Annotated in this window: 16 protein-coding genes and 1 tRNA gene; 16 read left to right on the plus strand and 1 reads right to left on the minus strand. The window is 43.4% G+C overall.

The genetic code is table 11. From position 1 onward, the window contains the following. Nucleotides 1-233 precede the first annotated feature (233 nt). From hsdR to G457_RS0118810, 7 genes are all read left to right on the plus strand, one after another. A complete protein-coding gene (hsdR, locus tag G457_RS0118780; protein WP_026947832.1) occupies nt 234-2,612 on the plus strand; it encodes an EcoAI/FtnUII family type I restriction enzme subunit R in 2,379 nt (792 codons plus the stop codon). 1 nt (nt 2,613) lies between these two features. Continuing rightward, nucleotides 2,614-3,852, plus strand: a complete 1,239-nt coding sequence (locus G457_RS0118785; protein ID WP_026947833.1) for a hypothetical protein — start codon at nt 2,614-2,616, stop codon at nt 3,850-3,852. 12 nt (nt 3,853-3,864) lie between these two features. Continuing rightward, nucleotides 3,865-5,304 (plus strand): class I SAM-dependent DNA methyltransferase, encoded by a 1,440-nt coding sequence (locus G457_RS0118790; protein ID WP_026947834.1) that lies wholly within the window; start codon nt 3,865-3,867, stop codon nt 5,302-5,304. Between the two features lie 85 nt (nt 5,305-5,389). Then, complete coding sequence (locus G457_RS21935; RefSeq protein ID WP_051260913.1) at nt 5,390-7,162, plus strand: restriction endonuclease subunit S; 1,773 nt, start codon at nt 5,390-5,392, stop codon at nt 7,160-7,162. Nucleotides 7,163-7,201: 39 nt separating this feature from the next. Next, entirely contained in the window at nt 7,202-7,744 is a 543-nt protein-coding gene (locus G457_RS22415) for a hypothetical protein (RefSeq protein ID WP_026947835.1), read from the plus strand. Between the two features lie 4 nt (nt 7,745-7,748). Further along, nucleotides 7,749-8,231, plus strand: coding sequence for a helix-turn-helix transcriptional regulator (locus G457_RS22420; RefSeq protein ID WP_051260914.1), 483 nt, complete (start codon nt 7,749-7,751; stop codon nt 8,229-8,231). Further along, a complete protein-coding gene (locus G457_RS0118810) occupies nt 8,228-8,689 on the plus strand; it encodes a hypothetical protein (RefSeq protein ID WP_026947836.1) in 462 nt (153 codons plus the stop codon). Before G457_RS22420 ends, G457_RS0118810 begins: the two co-directional genes overlap by 4 nt. A 52-nt stretch (nt 8,690-8,741) precedes the next feature. On the opposite strand, the gene ruvC is transcribed toward G457_RS0118810, so the two are convergent. Further along, nucleotides 8,742-9,317: a crossover junction endodeoxyribonuclease RuvC gene (gene ruvC / locus G457_RS0118815; protein WP_026947837.1), complete on the minus strand. Its 576-nt coding sequence runs from the start codon at nt 9,315-9,317 to the stop codon at nt 8,742-8,744. A gap of 21 nt (nt 9,318-9,338) precedes the next feature. Here ruvC and G457_RS0118820 point away from each other — a divergent pair, with 21 nt between their 5' ends. From G457_RS0118820 to G457_RS0118860, 9 genes are all read left to right on the plus strand, one after another. Next, the gene (locus G457_RS0118820) at nt 9,339-10,490 is read left to right on the plus strand and encodes a glycosyltransferase (protein ID WP_026947838.1); all 1,152 of its coding nucleotides are present in this window, start codon (nt 9,339-9,341) and stop codon (nt 10,488-10,490) included. Next, the gene (locus tag G457_RS0118825; RefSeq protein WP_322786348.1) at nt 10,465-10,722 is read left to right on the plus strand and encodes a hypothetical protein; all 258 of its coding nucleotides are present in this window, start codon (nt 10,465-10,467) and stop codon (nt 10,720-10,722) included. The genes G457_RS0118820 and G457_RS0118825 overlap by 26 nt, the downstream gene beginning before the upstream one ends. A gap of 2 nt (nt 10,723-10,724) precedes the next feature. Further along, nucleotides 10,725-11,951, plus strand: a complete 1,227-nt coding sequence (locus G457_RS0118830) for a PP2C family protein-serine/threonine phosphatase (RefSeq protein ID WP_407637283.1) — start codon at nt 10,725-10,727, stop codon at nt 11,949-11,951. Then, a complete protein-coding gene (locus G457_RS0118835; RefSeq protein ID WP_026947841.1) occupies nt 11,938-12,564 on the plus strand; it encodes a polysaccharide deacetylase family protein in 627 nt (208 codons plus the stop codon). Before G457_RS0118830 ends, G457_RS0118835 begins: the two co-directional genes overlap by 14 nt. Continuing rightward, nucleotides 12,561-13,658, plus strand: a complete 1,098-nt coding sequence (locus tag G457_RS0118840) for a glycosyltransferase (protein WP_035484332.1) — start codon at nt 12,561-12,563, stop codon at nt 13,656-13,658. Before G457_RS0118835 ends, G457_RS0118840 begins: the two co-directional genes overlap by 4 nt. Next, nucleotides 13,655-14,437 (plus strand): TatD family hydrolase, encoded by a 783-nt coding sequence (locus tag G457_RS0118845; protein WP_035484285.1) that lies wholly within the window; start codon nt 13,655-13,657, stop codon nt 14,435-14,437. Before G457_RS0118840 ends, G457_RS0118845 begins: the two co-directional genes overlap by 4 nt. Next, complete coding sequence (locus G457_RS0118850) at nt 14,427-15,494, plus strand: asparaginase (RefSeq protein ID WP_026947844.1); 1,068 nt, start codon at nt 14,427-14,429, stop codon at nt 15,492-15,494. Before G457_RS0118845 ends, G457_RS0118850 begins: the two co-directional genes overlap by 11 nt. A gap of 96 nt (nt 15,495-15,590) precedes the next feature. Then, a tRNA-Ser gene (locus G457_RS0118855) sits at nt 15,591-15,678 on the plus strand. Nucleotides 15,679-16,056: 378 nt separating this feature from the next. Further along, nucleotides 16,057-16,613, plus strand: a 557-nt coding sequence (locus G457_RS0118860) for a phage integrase SAM-like domain-containing protein (RefSeq protein ID WP_035483720.1), incomplete at its 3' end; no start/stop codon positions are given.

Below are 16,613 nucleotides of genomic sequence, written 5' to 3' on the forward strand. Positions count from 1 at the left end.
TTTATTAGAAGTAAAAGTTTAACTATCCATAAAATCAGGAAGGGTTCTTAAACTATAAAGCATGGATATAGGAAGCTGTTTTTTCTCGTTTTTAAATTGATAATAGCCGTATCTATTGATTTCATTATAAGAGTATATTTTATTTTTCCATTTCCGGAAGACTAAATTGTTGTTTTTGGTTTTGGTTGAAATCGATATATTTAGTCTTTAATTATTTCTTATGACTTTTTGAAATGGATAAAAAGAGCCTTTCCGAACGGGACATTTGTACCAAATTTATCACCCCTGCCTTAGAGAAAGCTGGTTGGGATATCCAAAAGCAGATTCGGGAGGAAGTGTTTTTTACAGATGGACGTATTATCGTCCAAGGTTCACTTCACACCCGTGGAAAGAGAAAAAGAGCCGATTACATCCTTTACTATAAAAAGAATATTCCCATCGCTATTGTCGAAGCAAAAGACAATAAGAAAGCAGCAGGTTCGGGGATGCAGCAAGCTCTTGAATATTCTGAAATCCTTCAACTTCCATTTGTTTTTACCTCCAACGGAGATTCATTCATTTTCCATGATAAAACCAATGAAGAGGTTCGGGAGAAAGAGTTATTGATGGATGAGTTTCCTTCTCCTGAAGAGCTTTGGGAAAAGTATTTGAAACATAAAGGCTTGGCAGAAACCCAATCCCGGGAAGTTGTCGAGCAAGAATTCTATGCGGATGATTCAGGAATGAATCCAAGATACTATCAAGTCAATGCTGTAAACAGAGCCATTGAAGCCATTGCCAAGGGACAAAATCGGATTCTCTTGGTCATGGCGACTGGTACAGGAAAAACCTATACTGCTTTCAACTTGATTTGGAGACTTTGGAAAACTGGTGTTAAAAAACGAATCCTCTTCCTTGCAGATCGGAATGCATTGTTGACTCAAACCAAAAACGGTGACTTTTCTCCTTTCGGAAATGATATCATGCATATCATCAAAAACCGAAAAATCGACAAGTCCTACCAAATCTACTTTGCTCTCTATCAAGGCTTGACCAGTAATGAGGAAGAGAAAAATGCCTACAAAGAATTCAGTAGAGACTTTTTTGATTTGATCGTAGTGGATGAGTGCCATAGAGGATCAGCTTCTGAAGCATCTGCTTGGCGTGAAGTTTTGGAATACTTTGAAGGCGCTACCCAAATCGGGATGACGGCCACTCCAAAGGAAACCAAGGATATTTCCAATATGGATTATTATGGAGAGCCTGTCTATACCTATTCGCTCAAGCAGGGAATTATGGATGGTTTTTTGGCTCCCTATAAAGTAGTCCGCATCACCACTAATCTAGATGAAGGCTGGAGACCTACCACAGGAATGCTGGACAAGTTTGGTCATGAAATCAAAGACCGAATCTACAATCTGAAAGACTACGATCGGAAAATGGTCATCGATCAGCGGACTCAATTGGTTGCAGAGAAGATCACCGAATTCCTCAAAGCTACTGACCGATTTGCCAAGACAATAGTCTTTTGCATTGATATTGAGCATGCCCAACGAATGAGGCAAGCATTGATTAATGCTAATGCCGATTTGGTGTCACAATACCCACAGTACGTGGTCAAAATCACAGGTGACGATGAAGTAGGCAAGCGAGAACTGGACAACTTTACAGATGTGGAAGAGCGATTCCCTGTAATCGCCACTACCTCCAAAATGCTGACCACCGGGATCGATACCAAAATGGTCAAATTGATTGTGTTGGAAGCGAATATCGGTTCCATGACCGAATTCAAGCAGATCGTGGGGAGAGGAACTCGAATCCGAGAAGCTGAAGGAAAGCTTTACTTTACAATCATGGATTTTCGGAAGGCCACCAATCTATTCGCCGATCCCGAGTTTGATGGGGACCCCGTACAGATCTACGAACCGGGAATAGACGATTCTCCTGTACCACCTGAAGAAGGAGACGACTTAGGTCCAGAATCTGAAGGCGTTGGTGAAATGCCTCGGCCACCATTTGATCCACTTCCTCCAGATATTGGAATAATCATGGGAGACCCGGAAGAAGAGCCTAAAAAATACTATGTTAATGATGTACCAGTCACTGTAATCAATGAGCGGGTCCAGTACTTTGGGGCCGATGGGCGACTGATTACCGAATCACTTAAAGACTACACCCGCAAAAATATCGATAAGAGTTTCGGTTCTCTGGATGACTTTATCCAGCGCTGGACTGAAGCTGAGAAGAAGGAAGTGCTACTCGCCGAACTGGCCGAGCAAGGTATTCTACTGGAAGCCCTTCGGGAAGAAGTAGGTAAAGAGCTGGACGATTTTGACCTAATCTGCCATGTGGCATTTGATCAGCCTGCACTCACCCGAAAGGAGCGAGCCGACCAAGTGCGCAAGCGGAATTACTTTGCCAAATACGGAGAAAAGGCCCAAGCCGTGCTCAATGCCCTGCTAGATAAGTATGAGCAAGAAGGAATCACGACCATTGAGCAAGGCTCCGTGCTTAAAGTACAGCCGCTGAATCAATTGGGTTCGCCGGTGGAACTGGTTCGCGCTTTTGGAAAAGGGAAGGATTTTGAGGAGGCAATCAAGGAATTGGAAAAGGAAATTTATCAGATAGCATAAAATGGGATTGGTAAAAATTGAAGTAGAATATTACAACAAAGAGGAAGAAAGCCTCATTGAAACGAACTATCCTGAAGAATTTAAAATCATTAATGAATCAATCAAAAATGGAGTAAGGGTTCCATTTGAAGACTTTAAGGTTTATAGTCAGTTTCATCATCAAAACTCAGAAATTTCAGAATTTAGAAATTTTGGAAACATAAGGAATCAGGTTGCTGATTTATGGGGTTCTTTAAACGTCTACACCAAGTATTCTGAAAACGATGAAAAGTTTAATTCCAAATATTCACACAATAATGAGCAAACTGGAATTTCAGAATCAATTGGATGTGCTGGAATATTAAGCTTTTTAAGCTTTACATATGGTCTGACAGATGCAGATTGGCAAAGGATAAAAATTCAAGGACACAAAGATTTTGATTTTAACAGCGCCGTAATTTCAGATTTTTCAAAAATGATTGTGGCGGAAGCAAAAGGCTCAATAGTGGCAGATAGCAGCGGCAATAAGGATCAAAAAATCGTATTGCATAAGTCCAAAATCAAAGAGAAAAAAAAGAATGAAAGCCTCAAAAAGAAATATTCCAATGGAGTTGATTTGTTAATTGGTGGAATTACTGCAATAGATCCAAAAAACCATGTGAAATTATGGCTAGTCGACCCACCAATCGAATCCAATTTAAATTCTAGCCAACGAAGAAAGATAAAATTAATTAAGCGACTTAGCTACTATAACTCCATTTTCAAGTTCATTAGTAAAAGGTCTTATTTCTCAATAACCCTTACAAATCGAATAAGTGCCTTGAGCATGGTTGAGGATGTTCTCCAACTTGATGAATTGACTTTAACAAATAGTTCAGGCAAACAACTCTTCATCACCGATCAAGCTATTGGCAACTACAGTAATATTGAGAAATCAATAATTGGAAAGTTTCATCCTATTTCAGATGAATTAGCAGTTTTCATAGGACTACCACTTGAATTGTTTGAAATAATTTCCGGACAAAAACAGGGAGAAATTCTTAATTACAAAACAAGAAGCAATACTTCATCAAGAGTTATTTCTTGTAGAATCTCGTTATCTAAGGATAGAAATAGGAGATTTATTGGAAATAGTGAAATTCAGAAATTTTTAGAAAAAAAGGATGGTTATGCTAGCTTTCAAACAAAGCCTGTAGAGGTGTTACAAAGTTCATCCGGGCTTAATTTTGCTTTTATTTATTCAAATCAGATTTTACAATGAATTAAATTCTAAATGACCACAATTACCACCAATATCAAAGGCATCCGCGATATTATGCGGAAGGACACGGGAGTCGACGGCGATGCACAGCGCATCTCGCAGATGGTCTGGATGCTCTTTATGAAGATTTTTGCGGATAAGGAAGAAGAATGGGAAATCACCATCGAGGGCTACCGAAGCCCGATTCCGGACCGATTCAAGTGGCAATCCTGGGCGGCCAACGAAGAAGGCCTGACCGGAGATGCCCTGATGGATTTTATCAACAATGAGCTGTTTCCCGCCCTGAAGGAACTGGACTTCAGCATCAGTCCCCAAGCCAAGATCATCCGATCGGTATTTGAGGATACCTACAACTACATGAAAAACGGAACGCTCTTCCGTCAGGTGATCAATCAGATCAACCAAATCGATTTCAATAGCAGCAAAGAACGTCACCTCTTCAACGACCTCTACGAGACCATCCTGAAGGAATTGCAGTCGGCGGGTTCCTCAGGGGAGTACTACACGCCTCGTGCGGTGACGCAGTTTATGGTGGATATCGTCAATCCCCAACTCAAGGAAACGGTCCTCGACCCGGCTTGCGGTACAGGCGGATTCCTTACCTGTGCCATCGATCATAAGAAGCAACTCGTCCAAAACGATCAGGACGAACGCGACCTGCAAGCCACCATCCGTGGCATCGAGAAGAAGCCCCTTCCTCACTTACTCTGCACAACCAACCTCATGCTGCACGGCTTCGATGTGCCGGCCGTGCGGAGAGACAACCTCCTCAGCAAGCCCTATGCAGACTGGGGCGCAAGCGACAAGGTGGATATCATCCTCACCAACCCACCTTTCGGTGGGGTGGAAGAGGATGGGACGGAGACCAACTTCCCACAGAAGTTCCGAACCAAGGAAACCGCTGATCTATTCCTGGCTCTGATCATCCGCCTGCTAAAGGACGGCGGTAGATGTGCGGTAGTCCTGCCGGATGGGACGCTTTTTGGAGAGGGTGTCAAGACCCGTATCAAAGAGGAACTAATGGAGCGTTGCAACCTGCACACCATCGTGCGCCTGCCCAACGGTGTCTTCAATCCCTACACAGGCATTAAGACCAATCTCCTATTTTTCGAAAAAGGGACTCCGACCAAGGAGGTTTGGTACTTCGAGCATCCCTATCCCGAGGGAGTCAAGAGCTACAACAAGGGCAAGCCCATCCATATCAAGGAATTTGACTTGGAAAAAGCCTGGTGGAATGACAGGGAAAATGAAGCCTACAGCAAGTATGCCTGGAAGGTCTCCGCTGCCGAAATCCAAGCCCGGGGGTACAACCTCGATATCAAAAATCCCCATCAGGAAACCGATGACCTCGACAGTCCGGAAGTCCTGCTGAAAAAGTACCAAGCCACCGAAAAGAAGATCTCTGCCATTCAGGAGGAGATAATCAAGGTCTTAACTGAAGCTTTAAAATAAAACGTCATTGCGAGCGCAGCGAAGCAATCTCATCAAATGAAAAGATTGCTTCGTCGTGCCTCCTCGCAATGACGGAAACAACGCTATGCAACTACTGGAACACTTCAAAGAACTGACCCTGCACCCCAAAAACGCGGAAGAGCTCAAAGGCTTGATCCTGCAACTTGCCGTACAGGGAAAACTGACCCAAAAGTGGCGGGAAGAAAATCCTGAAATTGAACCAGCCGAGAAGCTGTTGGTTCGAATCAAAAAGTACAATGCTGAAAACTTGGCAAAAAAGGGAAGAAGGGTAAAATCACAAAAAGTTGAAATGGAAATCGAGCTTGATCTTCCCTCTAAATGGATTCAAGTGAGAAACCAAGACTTATTCACTTTGCAAAAAGGGAAGAACCCCAAGGATCTTTCTGAAACAATAAAAAATTATCCATATCAAGATATTGAAGCGCTTGACAGAGGAAATGTCAGGAGATTTAGTAACGATGAAAAAGCTCCAAAATGCACTGATGAAGATATTTTGGTCGTTTGTGATGGATCGAGAAGTGGGTTAGTACTAGATGGAAAAACTGGAATTGTCGGTTCCACTTTGGCAATCATTGAGACGCCTCCTTTTATCAAGGAGTACATTAAGATAATTTTTCAACAAGATTATCAAAGAGCCAATTCCAATATGATTGGTGCTGCCATCCCTCACTTGGATACTAAAAACTTATTGTTAGAAGTTATTGGTCTTCCTCCGCTCGCCGAGCAAAAAGCTATAGTGGAAGTGGTCAATCAACTTTTTGCCGAGGTGGAGCAGTTGGAAGCCTTGACCAAGGAGAGGATACAGTTGAAGGAAGACTTTGTGACTTCCGCTCTGAATCAGCTGACTCAAGCTGCAGAGTCAGACGTGGCAACTCATTGGGAACTGGTAAAAAGTCAGTTTGGCATCTTCTTTACTGAAAAGTCCAGCATCAAAAAACTCCGCGAAGCCATCCTCCAACTCGCTGTGCAAGGAAAGTTGACTCATCATTGGCGCTCTTCTGCCAGACTGAGCGCCCGCCTGCCGGACGGGCAGGGAGTCGAAGTCGAACCTGCGTCTGTCCTCCTCGAAAAAATCAAAACCGAAAAGGAACAGCTGATCAAAGCCGGAAAGATCAAGAAGGAAAAGCCTCTTCCAGAGATTTCGGAAGATGAAATTCCTTATGAGTTGCCAGGGGGGTGGGTTTGGTGTAGGTTGTCTCAAATCACAGAACTCATTACAAAGGGATCTTCCCCTAATTGGCAAGGGGTACAATATGTTGAAGAAGGAAAAGGAATTTTATTTGTAACAAGTGAAAACGTTGGAAGCTATGAGCTAATATGGAAGAATAAGAAGTTTGTGGAGACAAAATTCAATGAAATCGAGCCGAGATCTATATTAAAGAAAAATGATTTGTTGATGAATATCGTTGGTGGTTCAATTGGAAGAACAGCCATTTACAATATTGATGAAGTAGCAAACATAAATCAGGCTGTTACTATCATAAGACTACTTCCTCTTAATTCATTTGATTTCATGCTTCATTTTTTCAATAGCCCAACCTGCATCTCTTATATGTTTGATAAACAAGTTGATAATGCCAGGCCGAATCTAAGTATGGGAAATATTGCGAATTTCTTAATTCCACTTCCCTCATTAAAAGAACAAAAAGCCATCGTCGAAAAAGTCAATGGCTTGATGGCCTTATGCGATCAGCTCGAACAGGAAATCGAAACCCATCACACCACCCAAGAACACTGGATGCAGAGTTGTTTGAGGGAGGTGGTCCAAGTGGAATCAGTTGAAGAACCTTTTTTACCAATAGCTGCTGAGCCTAGTGAGAGGTATGGAAAAAAATAAGAGTTTTTAAACTATTTTGTAAACCTATAAGTTGACAGTATGAAAATTGTCAGTATCTTTGAGCGCAGTAAGGATTGCCTCTTCGCCGTCAAGTACGAGGGAAGTGATCTGGATGCTCTTGAACTACTGCAGGAAAAATGGGCGAATCCATGGGATTTGCGCGAGTTTTTCAAAGAATTTAAACAGGACTATGAAAAGTACTACGGAAAGGCTACTCTCAGGCATATCGTAGAAAAGGCTATCGATGACGCCGATAAATTATTTGGGACCTTATTTGAATTGGCTGAAGATGAAACTGGAAAGCATCTTAGCGAATTTTTTAAACCACTCCATAACAAGGAAGCTGAAACAGCTTATGAACTACAACAACTCAAAGCTTACGGTATTCTCAGCAATTCATTTCTGAGAATTTACGCCATTCGGTATGGCAATTCGTTTGTCATTACCGGAGGTGCTATTAAACTGACCAAACAGATGAAAGATCGAAAGCATACCCAAGAGGAGCTTTACAAATTGAATCTAGTCAGAGATTACCTTCAGGAAAAAGGAGAAGAAGGAGAGTTTGTTTATTTAGACATTTGAACCCATGAGCAAGACGGAAGAAAAATTGAAAAACCTGGCGACGGAAAACCCAGCTTCTGGTTGGAAAGAAAAAGTTAAATACCGAAGTCAAAATAAAGCATGGATAAAAAAGTCCACACGGATTTCCTTGCGCATTTTAGATGCTCTGGATGAAAACGGCTGGAATCAGACTGATTTGGCCAAAGCATTGGGAGTAAGCAGACAGCTAGTCAGTAAAATGGTAAAGGGACCCAATGATTTTCAACTTTCCACAATTTCCAAGTTGGAGGAAGTTCTTGGAATTCAATTGCAAGCAATCCTTGCGGAAGACGAGTTGGTGGTAACTGAGGAAGTCATTCGTGAAAAAGTGAATCAAGAAATCACGGATTATCATCGCAAATGGGCACATACCCAACAGTATTTGAGTTTAAAAAATCAAAAATCCAATCCTCAATTGGTAATGGTTGTAGAGCCTTCTCCAGAGGATGATTATGCATTGGCAGGATGAAAGCAAAATTCTCTCCCTTACAACTATTGGATTTCAAACTGCTTCAGACTCATTATGAATTTGAAGTCCCTGAAGTAGAAAGTTTGGATTTGCATGAGTTATTCTCAAGCTACTCTGTCGAAATTGATTTTGAGCTAGGAAAAAGCGAGGATACTGAAGAGATTCAGCTTCTTACCATGATAGAGGTCAATCTAGATAAAGATAATCCTCAACCTGGTTATAAAATTATGGTTGAAGGTGGAGCTACTTTTGAAATCAAAGATGCTGATTCAATTGATGAAGGTCTAAAAAACAACCTTTCTAAGTTTTCTACCCTCAATATGGTGATCAATAATTTGCGCAATATCATCTTTCAGATAACCAACCTTGGGCCAATGGGTGGTTATTTACTTCCTCCGATCGACATTACCAAACTCTTGCATGACAAGGCAGAATCGCAGGAGGAAGCCAAGGGTTGACTTTTATGGTAAATAGATCTTAGCATCACTCGAAAACATCACCATTTCCCCCTTACTTCTTCACCCTTCCAGGATTTTCTTCGATAAATGATTTCCAACCGGCAGCTCTACCGCGGCTTTGGATTCGTCCTTCGTGAAAGTGATGACAAAGTGCCACAGCCAAAGCATCGGTGGCATCCAGCATTTTGGGGATTTCTTCCAGCTTAAAAAGTGTCTGAAGCATTGCGGCAACCTGCTCTTTGGAGGCATTTCCATTTCCGGTTACCGACTGTTTGACTTTCTTGGGAGAGTATTCGGTGATGGGGATTTCCCGTGCCAAGGCAGCTGCCATAGCCACACCCTGAGCACGCCCTAGCTTCAACATGGATTGCACGTTGGCTCCGTAGAATGGGGCTTCAAGCGCCACTGAATCGGGCAAAAACTCCTCCAAAATACCAGTGATCCGCTCAAAGATTTTCTTGAGTTTCAATTCATGTGTCCCGTACTTTTTCAGGTGAATCACTCCGTACTGAAGTAATTTGTACTGCTTGCCCTCCGTGACAATCAGGGCATAGCCCATCACATTGGTGCCGGGGTCTATCCCTAGAATGATTTTTTCCTTTGCGGCTTTTTTAGCTTCTTTACTCACTGCCGCAAGATAGTCCAAAAGATGCTAAGTTTTTATTTGATCGGTGCCTTTGTCTATTGCCTCTTCTTGGTTTACCTGCGGGTCAAATGGATCAGTGCGGCTGTTCAGGACCGCTATTTCGATCCGCCTCAGCTTACAGCCAGCCTTTTGATTCCAGTTCGGAATGAGTCTTCAAACCTGGATCGAATGCTCTATCATTTAGGAAAAATCGAGGAGGAATTAGAGGAGATTATTTTCATTGATGATCAAAGTGAGGATGACACTTTTGAAAGGCTTCAAGAGCTGATCAAAAACCGAAAGTCCTACAAGCTGATCCGAAGTACAGGCTCAGGTAAAAAGGCTGCACTTCAATCAGGAGTAGCTGCGGCAAATACGGATCTTATACTCACTTCGGATGCAGATTGCCAATGGAGGTCGACTTGGCTGGAGCAAATGAAAGCTCCATTTTCGGATTCTTCCATTCAGCTGGTAGCTGGGCCGGTATTGACCGAGGGGGATGATGGATTTCTAGCTGATTTTCAACTCTTGGATTGGGCGAGCATCCTGCTTTTGACGGGTTTTTCTTTTGTGAAAAAAAAGCCCTTGATGTGCAGTGGAGCTAATTTAGCCTTTCGGAAATCCGCTTTCCTGAAGGTCGGTGGCTATGCAGGAAATGAACATTGGCTATCAGGAGATGATGAGTTTCTGCTAAAAAAAATCCACCAATTTTTCGGGAAGGCAAGCACGCATTACCAGTTCAAAAAAGAAGCTTTGGTTCGTACCCAATCAGAGACTATTTGGCAGGCTTTTTTTAATCAGCGCATCCGTTGGGCGGGAAAATGGCGCGCCCATCAATCCCTCTCGCATTTGCTGGCTTCTGTAACTGTTTTTCTTCTCCAATTAGTTTGGCTGGGATCTATTCTCTTCCTTTTTGAAGGAATTTTGGGATGGGCTTATTTCTTCACAATTTGGGCTTTGAAATATCTGGGAGAGAAATTCTCACTTGGCGGGATTCTTGAATATTACGGCGAAAAGCCCGGCGAAAGTGCCTTTTTATGGACGAGTCTGTTTCATCCGTTCTATTCCCTTCGTATCGGTTTTGGAGCTATTTTTGGAAATTATAGCTGGAAGGGGAGAAGCATCCGAGGAAATGTTAATTTTGAAGTAAATGGAACTGACAGACGAGGAATTTGACTTGCTGGACGAGCTTTATTTCGTCCAATCATTTGATTATTTGTTGGAAGAACTAGGCTGGGGTGAGGAGGTATTGCTTCAGACCCTTCATTCGCTTTTCCAAAAGGGAATGATCAAATGTCTTGCTTCTCCCGATGATGAGCTTTTTGGAAATGTAGATATTCTAAGCGAAGGCAAAAGCATGCTTTTCCTTGCTACTAAAAAAGGGTTGATGGCCCATAATGCAATTTGATTTTGACAGAAACCAACCAAAAATATCAACGTAAAGAACTGGAGCTCAAATCCCTACTGGAGATCACGCAGGCTATCAATGAAAATCAACCGGAGAGCACCCTCACAGAGATTTTCAAGTTCACCTGCTTGATACACCTCAATATCCGCTCCTTGATACTGTATATGCAGACGGAAAAGGGCTTTGAGAAAAAGATCTCCCATGGAGTAAAAGCTAAGGTTCCTCCAATCATTTCCTTGGATCAAATCCACGAAACCAAGTCGGCCGAGAAGCTGGAACTTCATCTGGATGAAGGCTTTTCCTTCGAAGAGTTGGAGACCTACCTTCCCGTCTATCATAAGGATAAAATGCTCGCGATTCTTTTCATTAAGCGCAAGCGGCTGGAGGAGGATCTGGATTTGAACTTTACACAGGCCTTGACCAATATTCTGGTGGTAGCTCTGGAAAACAAGCGCTTTGCGCGAAAGCAATTACAGCAGGAAGTGCTCAATCGAGAGGTGGCGATTGCCTCGCAGGTGCAGCAGTTGCTCTTTCCCCGGAATCTTCCCGAAGAAGGATATTTGCAGGCAAAGGTGACATACATTCCTCACAGTATGGTGGGAGGAGATTATTACGACTTGATTCGTGTGGCAGACGGACTTGACTTTTTTTGTATTGCAGATGTGTCGGGCAAAGGGATCGCCGCAGCTTTGCTGATGTCTAATTTTCAGGCATCGCTTCGGACTCTTTTGCGAAGTGGAGAGCGCTCGCTCACGGCCATTGTCAATCAGTTGAATTTTACCCTTTTTGATAATACCCATGGAGAGCGCTTCATCACCTTTTTCCTGGGAATGTATGATCGCAATACCCAAACCTTGGACTATGTAAATGCCGGGCATAATCCGCCCATTCTCTGTCATGAGCTTGCTGGAGAAATCGAGCTTCTCCATGCGGGAACTACGGTGCTTGGAGCCTTTGAGGAGCTGCCATTTATGGAGGCGGGAAAAAGGAAGCTTGGCGGAGATTTTACGCTACATCTCTACACGGATGGATTGACCGAGGCCATGGATCAGAGCGAAGAGGAGTTTGGGGAGGATCGTTTGAAAGACTTTGTCTCCGGGCATCTTTGTATGGACCCCAAGGATTTTCATGAGTCATTTCTTGCCCGCTTTGAAAAATTCCGAGAAAAAGAAGCTTTGCGGGATGATCTGACATTATTCAGTCTTCGCTTTAAAAATGGTCATTCATAAGGTTCCATCCACGATACAGGCAGTTTTTCCAAAAAGGGAGTGGAAAATTCCAACTGAGGGGAAAACAGTTTTTCTGACCTTCGATGATGGACCTGTACCGGGAGCGACGGATTTTGTGCTGAATGAGCTGGCAAAGCGAAATCAACAGGCGACTTTTTTTGTGGTGGGAGATAATGTCCGCAAGCATGCAAACCTGGCAAAAACAATCATCCAAAGTGCACATCAAATCGGCAATCACACCTACCACCATCTGAAAGGCTGGAAGAATAATTTGGAAGCTTATTTGCAGGATGTTGAGCTTTGTGATCAGATTTTGGAGGAAAAGCTGGGACTCCAGACCAAGCTTTTTCGGCCTCCTTACGGCCAATTGCGACCCAGCCAAGCCAAAGAACTCCTTAAGACCCGAAGAGTCATTATGTGGGATGTGCTTTCTGGAGACTATGATTTCGATTTGAATGATGAACAGGTGATCAAAGGGAGCACCGAAAAAATGGACTCAGGCTCGATTGTAGTTTTTCATGATCAGGAGAAAACCCAAGAGCGCTTGACTCGAATACTTCCAACATTTTTGGATTATCTGGTGGATAGGGGTTGGAAGACCGAACTGCTGTGATAGCCCTCGCTTGGATATTGGCCTTTCTTTCGATTAGCCCTTTTCTGATTGGGCTTTGGCATTTGAAATTTCACTGGAAAAGCTTCCCCGCCAAAAGTCCTGATCATTTCCCGAAAGTCAGTATTCTGGTAGCCGCACGTAATGAGGAGAAGGATCTCCCGAGATTACTAGCCTCTTTGGATCATTTGAGCTATCCTGTGGAAAAGCTGGAGTTTCTTCTGGCCAATGATCAGAGTGAGGACCGTACTCTGGAAATACTTCATCAATGGGCCAAGGGAAAAGAAAATGTAAAAATCATCAACACAGAAAAGCCGGAGCTAGGCAGCAATGGAAAGGCGAAAGCTTTGGCGGAGCTGGGGAAGCTTTGTCAGGGAGAATTCCTGTTTTTTACCGATGCCGACTGTGAAGTTCATCGTGATTGGATTCAAAGTCTATTAGCAGCCTACACAGGCAAAACGGGGATGGTTTTGGGCATCACCCAAGTGGCTGGAAGAAGTCTTTTAGGCAGATTTCAGGAGCTGGACTGGTGGATGACCTTGGGTTTTGTCAAGGTTGCTGCAGATGGGGGAATTCCCACGACGGGTTTGGGCAATAATATGAGTATTTCCCGGGAGGCTTATTTGGCTTCGGGAGGTTTTGAAGCGGCAAGTAAAAGCTTGACAGAGGATTTGGAGATTTCCAAAAAAATCAGGCAGGCAGGATTTGCCATTTCCCATCAAGTATGTGACAAGTCACTAGCACGAACCAAGGCTGAAGGAAGCCTATTTCATCTTCTCAAACAGCGAAAACGCTGGATGAGTGGCGTGGTGACTTTACCTTGGTATTGGCAATTGGCTTTAGGTTTGCAGTTTGCCTATTATCCCCTGATTTTCATTCTAATCCTTTCTAGTGGCTTGTTTGGGGGGGGCTTTCTAGTGCTCAAAGCTCTTCTGCTTGCTTTCTTTATTCAGTATTTCGCATCCAAAACCTGTCAAAGGCTAAAGATTCATTTATTATTTCTATTTGATTTTTACTTCCTACCGCTTACCCTCCTGAGTATTCTTTATTACTTTTGGCCTTCTTCTACCGAGTGGAAATCCCGAAAGTACCGATGAGACTTATTGATACACACGCCCATATTTATTCTCCCAAATTTGAATCTGACCGGAAAGCGGTCATGGACGCTATCCAAGAGGCAGGGGTGGAGCGGATTTACATGCCGAATGTGGACGTGGAGACCATCGATCAGATGTTTCAAATGGAGAAGGATTACCCGGGCCGCTGCATCCCCATGATGGGCTTGCATCCCTGTGATGTGAAGGAGGATTTTGAGGCGCAGCTTCAGGTGATGAAAGAATGGCTGTGGAAACGCCCTTTTGCGGCAGTAGGGGAGATAGGTTTGGATTTGTATTGGGACAAAAGCTTCTTTGAGCAGCAAAAAATTGCTTTGCGCGAGCAAATATCCTGGGCCTTGGAACTCGATCTTCCTATCGTGCTTCACTGCAGGGAGTCCATGGATGAGACTATAGAGATCATTCGGGAGATGCAAAATGGAAAGCTCAGAGGGATCTTTCATTGCTTTACCGGCAACTTGACTCAGGCCATGCAGATTATTGAGCTGGACTTTTTGCTAGGGATCGGTGGAGTAGTCACTTACAAGAATGGAGGCTTGGATCAGGTTTTACCGCATCTGAGCATAGAGAATCTGGTTTTAGAAACAGACGCACCTTATTTGGCACCGGTACCCTTTCGGGGAAAGCGAAATACCCCCGCTTATTTGCCTTACATTGCTGAGCGAGTGGGAGATTTGATGCAAATGAGCGCTAATGAGGTCGCTGAGGCTACGAGGTCAAACGCCTTAAATTTGTTTGAGAAATTTGAAAATGAATTATAAAATAGTTCGCCTGAATACCCGGGCCAAGACCAGTAAGACTTCCTCGGTCTTGATCATCTATACCGGAGGTACTTTGGGCATGGCTTACGATGAGAGTGGGGCATTGGTACCCTTTAATTTTGGGCAGATTCTGGAGAAGATCCCGATTATTAATAATCTGGATGTAGCTATCACTGTGATTTCTTTTCCCTCACCGATTGACTCCTCCAATGTTTCTGTTTTGCATTGGAAGGATATGGCCTACATCATTTACGAGAATTACGACAGCTACGATGGTTTTGTGGTGCTGCACGGTACGGATACCATGGCCTACTCTGCATCTATGCTTAGCTACATGTTGAAAGGGCTCAATAAGCCGGTGATTTTTACGGGTGCACAATTGCCCATCTCAGCGCTTCGCTCGGATGCCCGTGAAAACCTGATGAGTAGCTTGGAGATCGCGACAGCCAAGATCGATGATAAGCCTATCGTTCCGGAGGTTTGTATCTTTTTCAATCACCTACTTCTTCGGGGCAACCGGTCCAAAAAGGTGCAGAGCGTTCATTTTGATGCTTTTGAGTCTGAAAACTATTCGCCCTTAGCTGAGTCAGGAATTGTGATTGATTATCAATTGGCGGCTATTCGTCCCTATGAACCCAGCAAAAAGCTCAAATTGCTCAATGAGCTGGACAATCGGGTGATGGTGCTCAAGCTTTTCCCGGGGATTACAGACAAAATCATGGATGCCTGCTTTGCCATCCCGGATCTACGCGGGGTGGTTCTTGAGACCTATGGATCGGGGAATAGTCCCAGTGAATCTTGGTTTATGAAGTCACTCGAGCGGGCCATTGCCAAAGGCTTGATCATTCTCAATGTATCCCAATGCAATGGTGGACGGGTGATTCAGGGACGCTATGAAACCTCCCGAGAGCTTCTAAATGTGGGTGTGGTTAGTGGTGCGGATATGACTACCGAAGCGGCAGTGACCAAGTTGATGTTCCTTTTGGGGCAGTCAAAAGATCGGGAAGAAATCCGGCGAAAACTGACCATTCCGATAGCGGGGGAGATGACGACCTGAGAAAGCTTGGGTATTTTCGCGGGAAATTTGGAAAGGGGTCGAATAATTTTTTTCTTTGCACTCCGATTCTGAAGGGGAGTTGGGAAAAATACATACAGAGAGGTGTCCGAGTGGTTGAAGGAGCACGCCTGGAAAGCGTGTATACCCCTAAAGGGTATCGAGGGTTCGAATCCCTTCCTCTCTGCAAAATTGGTTTTCAAACTAATTCAAATCCCAACAAAATTAATTTGTTGGGATTTTTGTTTTTACAGCATTTTGCTCAATTTTTTGAGCTAAATAACTGAAAATAAGTAATTTATATGTATTTAGTTTTCGGTTGTTAGTGTCTAGAATTTGAATGAATTAACGCTTAGGTAAATGTCGTATTAAATAGGTGAAATTCATTCAAATACAAAGAAATGCAGGTAAAAAAAGCGTAAACCTACGCGTCTCAAACTAATTAATTAAAAGACGCACGGTTTTTTAGACTTTCCTCAAAAAATAGGGAGTGGTCCCTAACTGGTGATTTTTTCCGATTGATTTTGTGCTAGTTGAAAAAATCTGAAACCAAAATCAATCTGTCATGATGGAAAAAACCTTCCGGATAACGTTTTTTCTGAAAGCCCGGAAAAACAGCCCGAACAATCTTCACTATATCTTTTTGAGAATTACTGTCAATGGAGAGCGGAAAGAGCTATCGACCAAACTGGACTGGCCCAAAGAACGCTGGAGCCCCAAGCTGGGGATGGCCATAGGAAATAAAAGTGACGCCTTGCAGCTGAACTCTTATCTGGATTCGGTCAAAATGAAAGTGATGCAGGCCAGACAAAAGCTGATGGATGAGGGAAAGGAGCTGACCGTGCAAGCCATTCGAAACATCTTACTCGGTGAAAGCGAAGAAAACCAGTTTCTGCTGGAAATCTTTCAGCGGCACAATGAGCACATGAAGTCCCTACTGGGTTCGGAATTTGCTCCCGGCACCTTGGAGCGATATGAAACCTCCCTGAAGCATACCCGGGATTACATCCGCTGGAAGTACGACAAGGAAGACTTGGAGATCAAGAAGCTGGACTATGAATTCATAGCCGATTATGAATACTGGTTTAAGTCTGTGCGCAAATGCAGTCACAACACCACGGT

It is taken from the genome of Algoriphagus marincola DSM 16067 (assembly GCF_000429405.1).
GTDB classification, from domain to species: Bacteria; Bacteroidota; Bacteroidia; order Cytophagales; family Cyclobacteriaceae; genus Algoriphagus; species Algoriphagus marincola.

Bases quoted from the DNA above. Each gene is read 5' to 3' on its own strand.
- hsdR (WP_026947832.1), top strand. From the start codon at position 234: ATGGATAAAAAGAGCCTTTCCGAACGGGACATTTGTACCAAATTTATC.
- G457_RS22420 (WP_051260914.1), top strand. From the start codon at position 7,749: ATGAGCAAGACGGAAGAAAAATTGAAAAACCTGGCGACGGAAAACCCA.
- G457_RS0118845 (WP_035484285.1), top strand. From the start codon at position 13,655: ATGAGACTTATTGATACACACGCCCATATTTATTCTCCCAAATTTGAA.
- G457_RS0118825 (WP_322786348.1), top strand. From the start codon at position 10,465: ATGGAACTGACAGACGAGGAATTTGACTTGCTGGACGAGCTTTATTTC.
- G457_RS0118820 (WP_026947838.1), top strand. From the start codon at position 9,339: ATGCTAAGTTTTTATTTGATCGGTGCCTTTGTCTATTGCCTCTTCTTG.
- G457_RS0118790 (WP_026947834.1), top strand. From the start codon at position 3,865: ATGACCACAATTACCACCAATATCAAAGGCATCCGCGATATTATGCGG.
- G457_RS21935 (WP_051260913.1), top strand. From the start codon at position 5,390: ATGCAACTACTGGAACACTTCAAAGAACTGACCCTGCACCCCAAAAAC.
- G457_RS0118835 (WP_026947841.1), top strand. From the start codon at position 11,938: ATGGTCATTCATAAGGTTCCATCCACGATACAGGCAGTTTTTCCAAAA.
- G457_RS22415 (WP_026947835.1), top strand. From the start codon at position 7,202: ATGAAAATTGTCAGTATCTTTGAGCGCAGTAAGGATTGCCTCTTCGCC.
- G457_RS0118850 (WP_026947844.1), top strand. From the start codon at position 14,427: ATGAATTATAAAATAGTTCGCCTGAATACCCGGGCCAAGACCAGTAAG.
- G457_RS0118785 (WP_026947833.1), top strand. From the start codon at position 2,614: ATGGGATTGGTAAAAATTGAAGTAGAATATTACAACAAAGAGGAAGAA.
- G457_RS0118810 (WP_026947836.1), top strand. From the start codon at position 8,228: ATGAAAGCAAAATTCTCTCCCTTACAACTATTGGATTTCAAACTGCTT.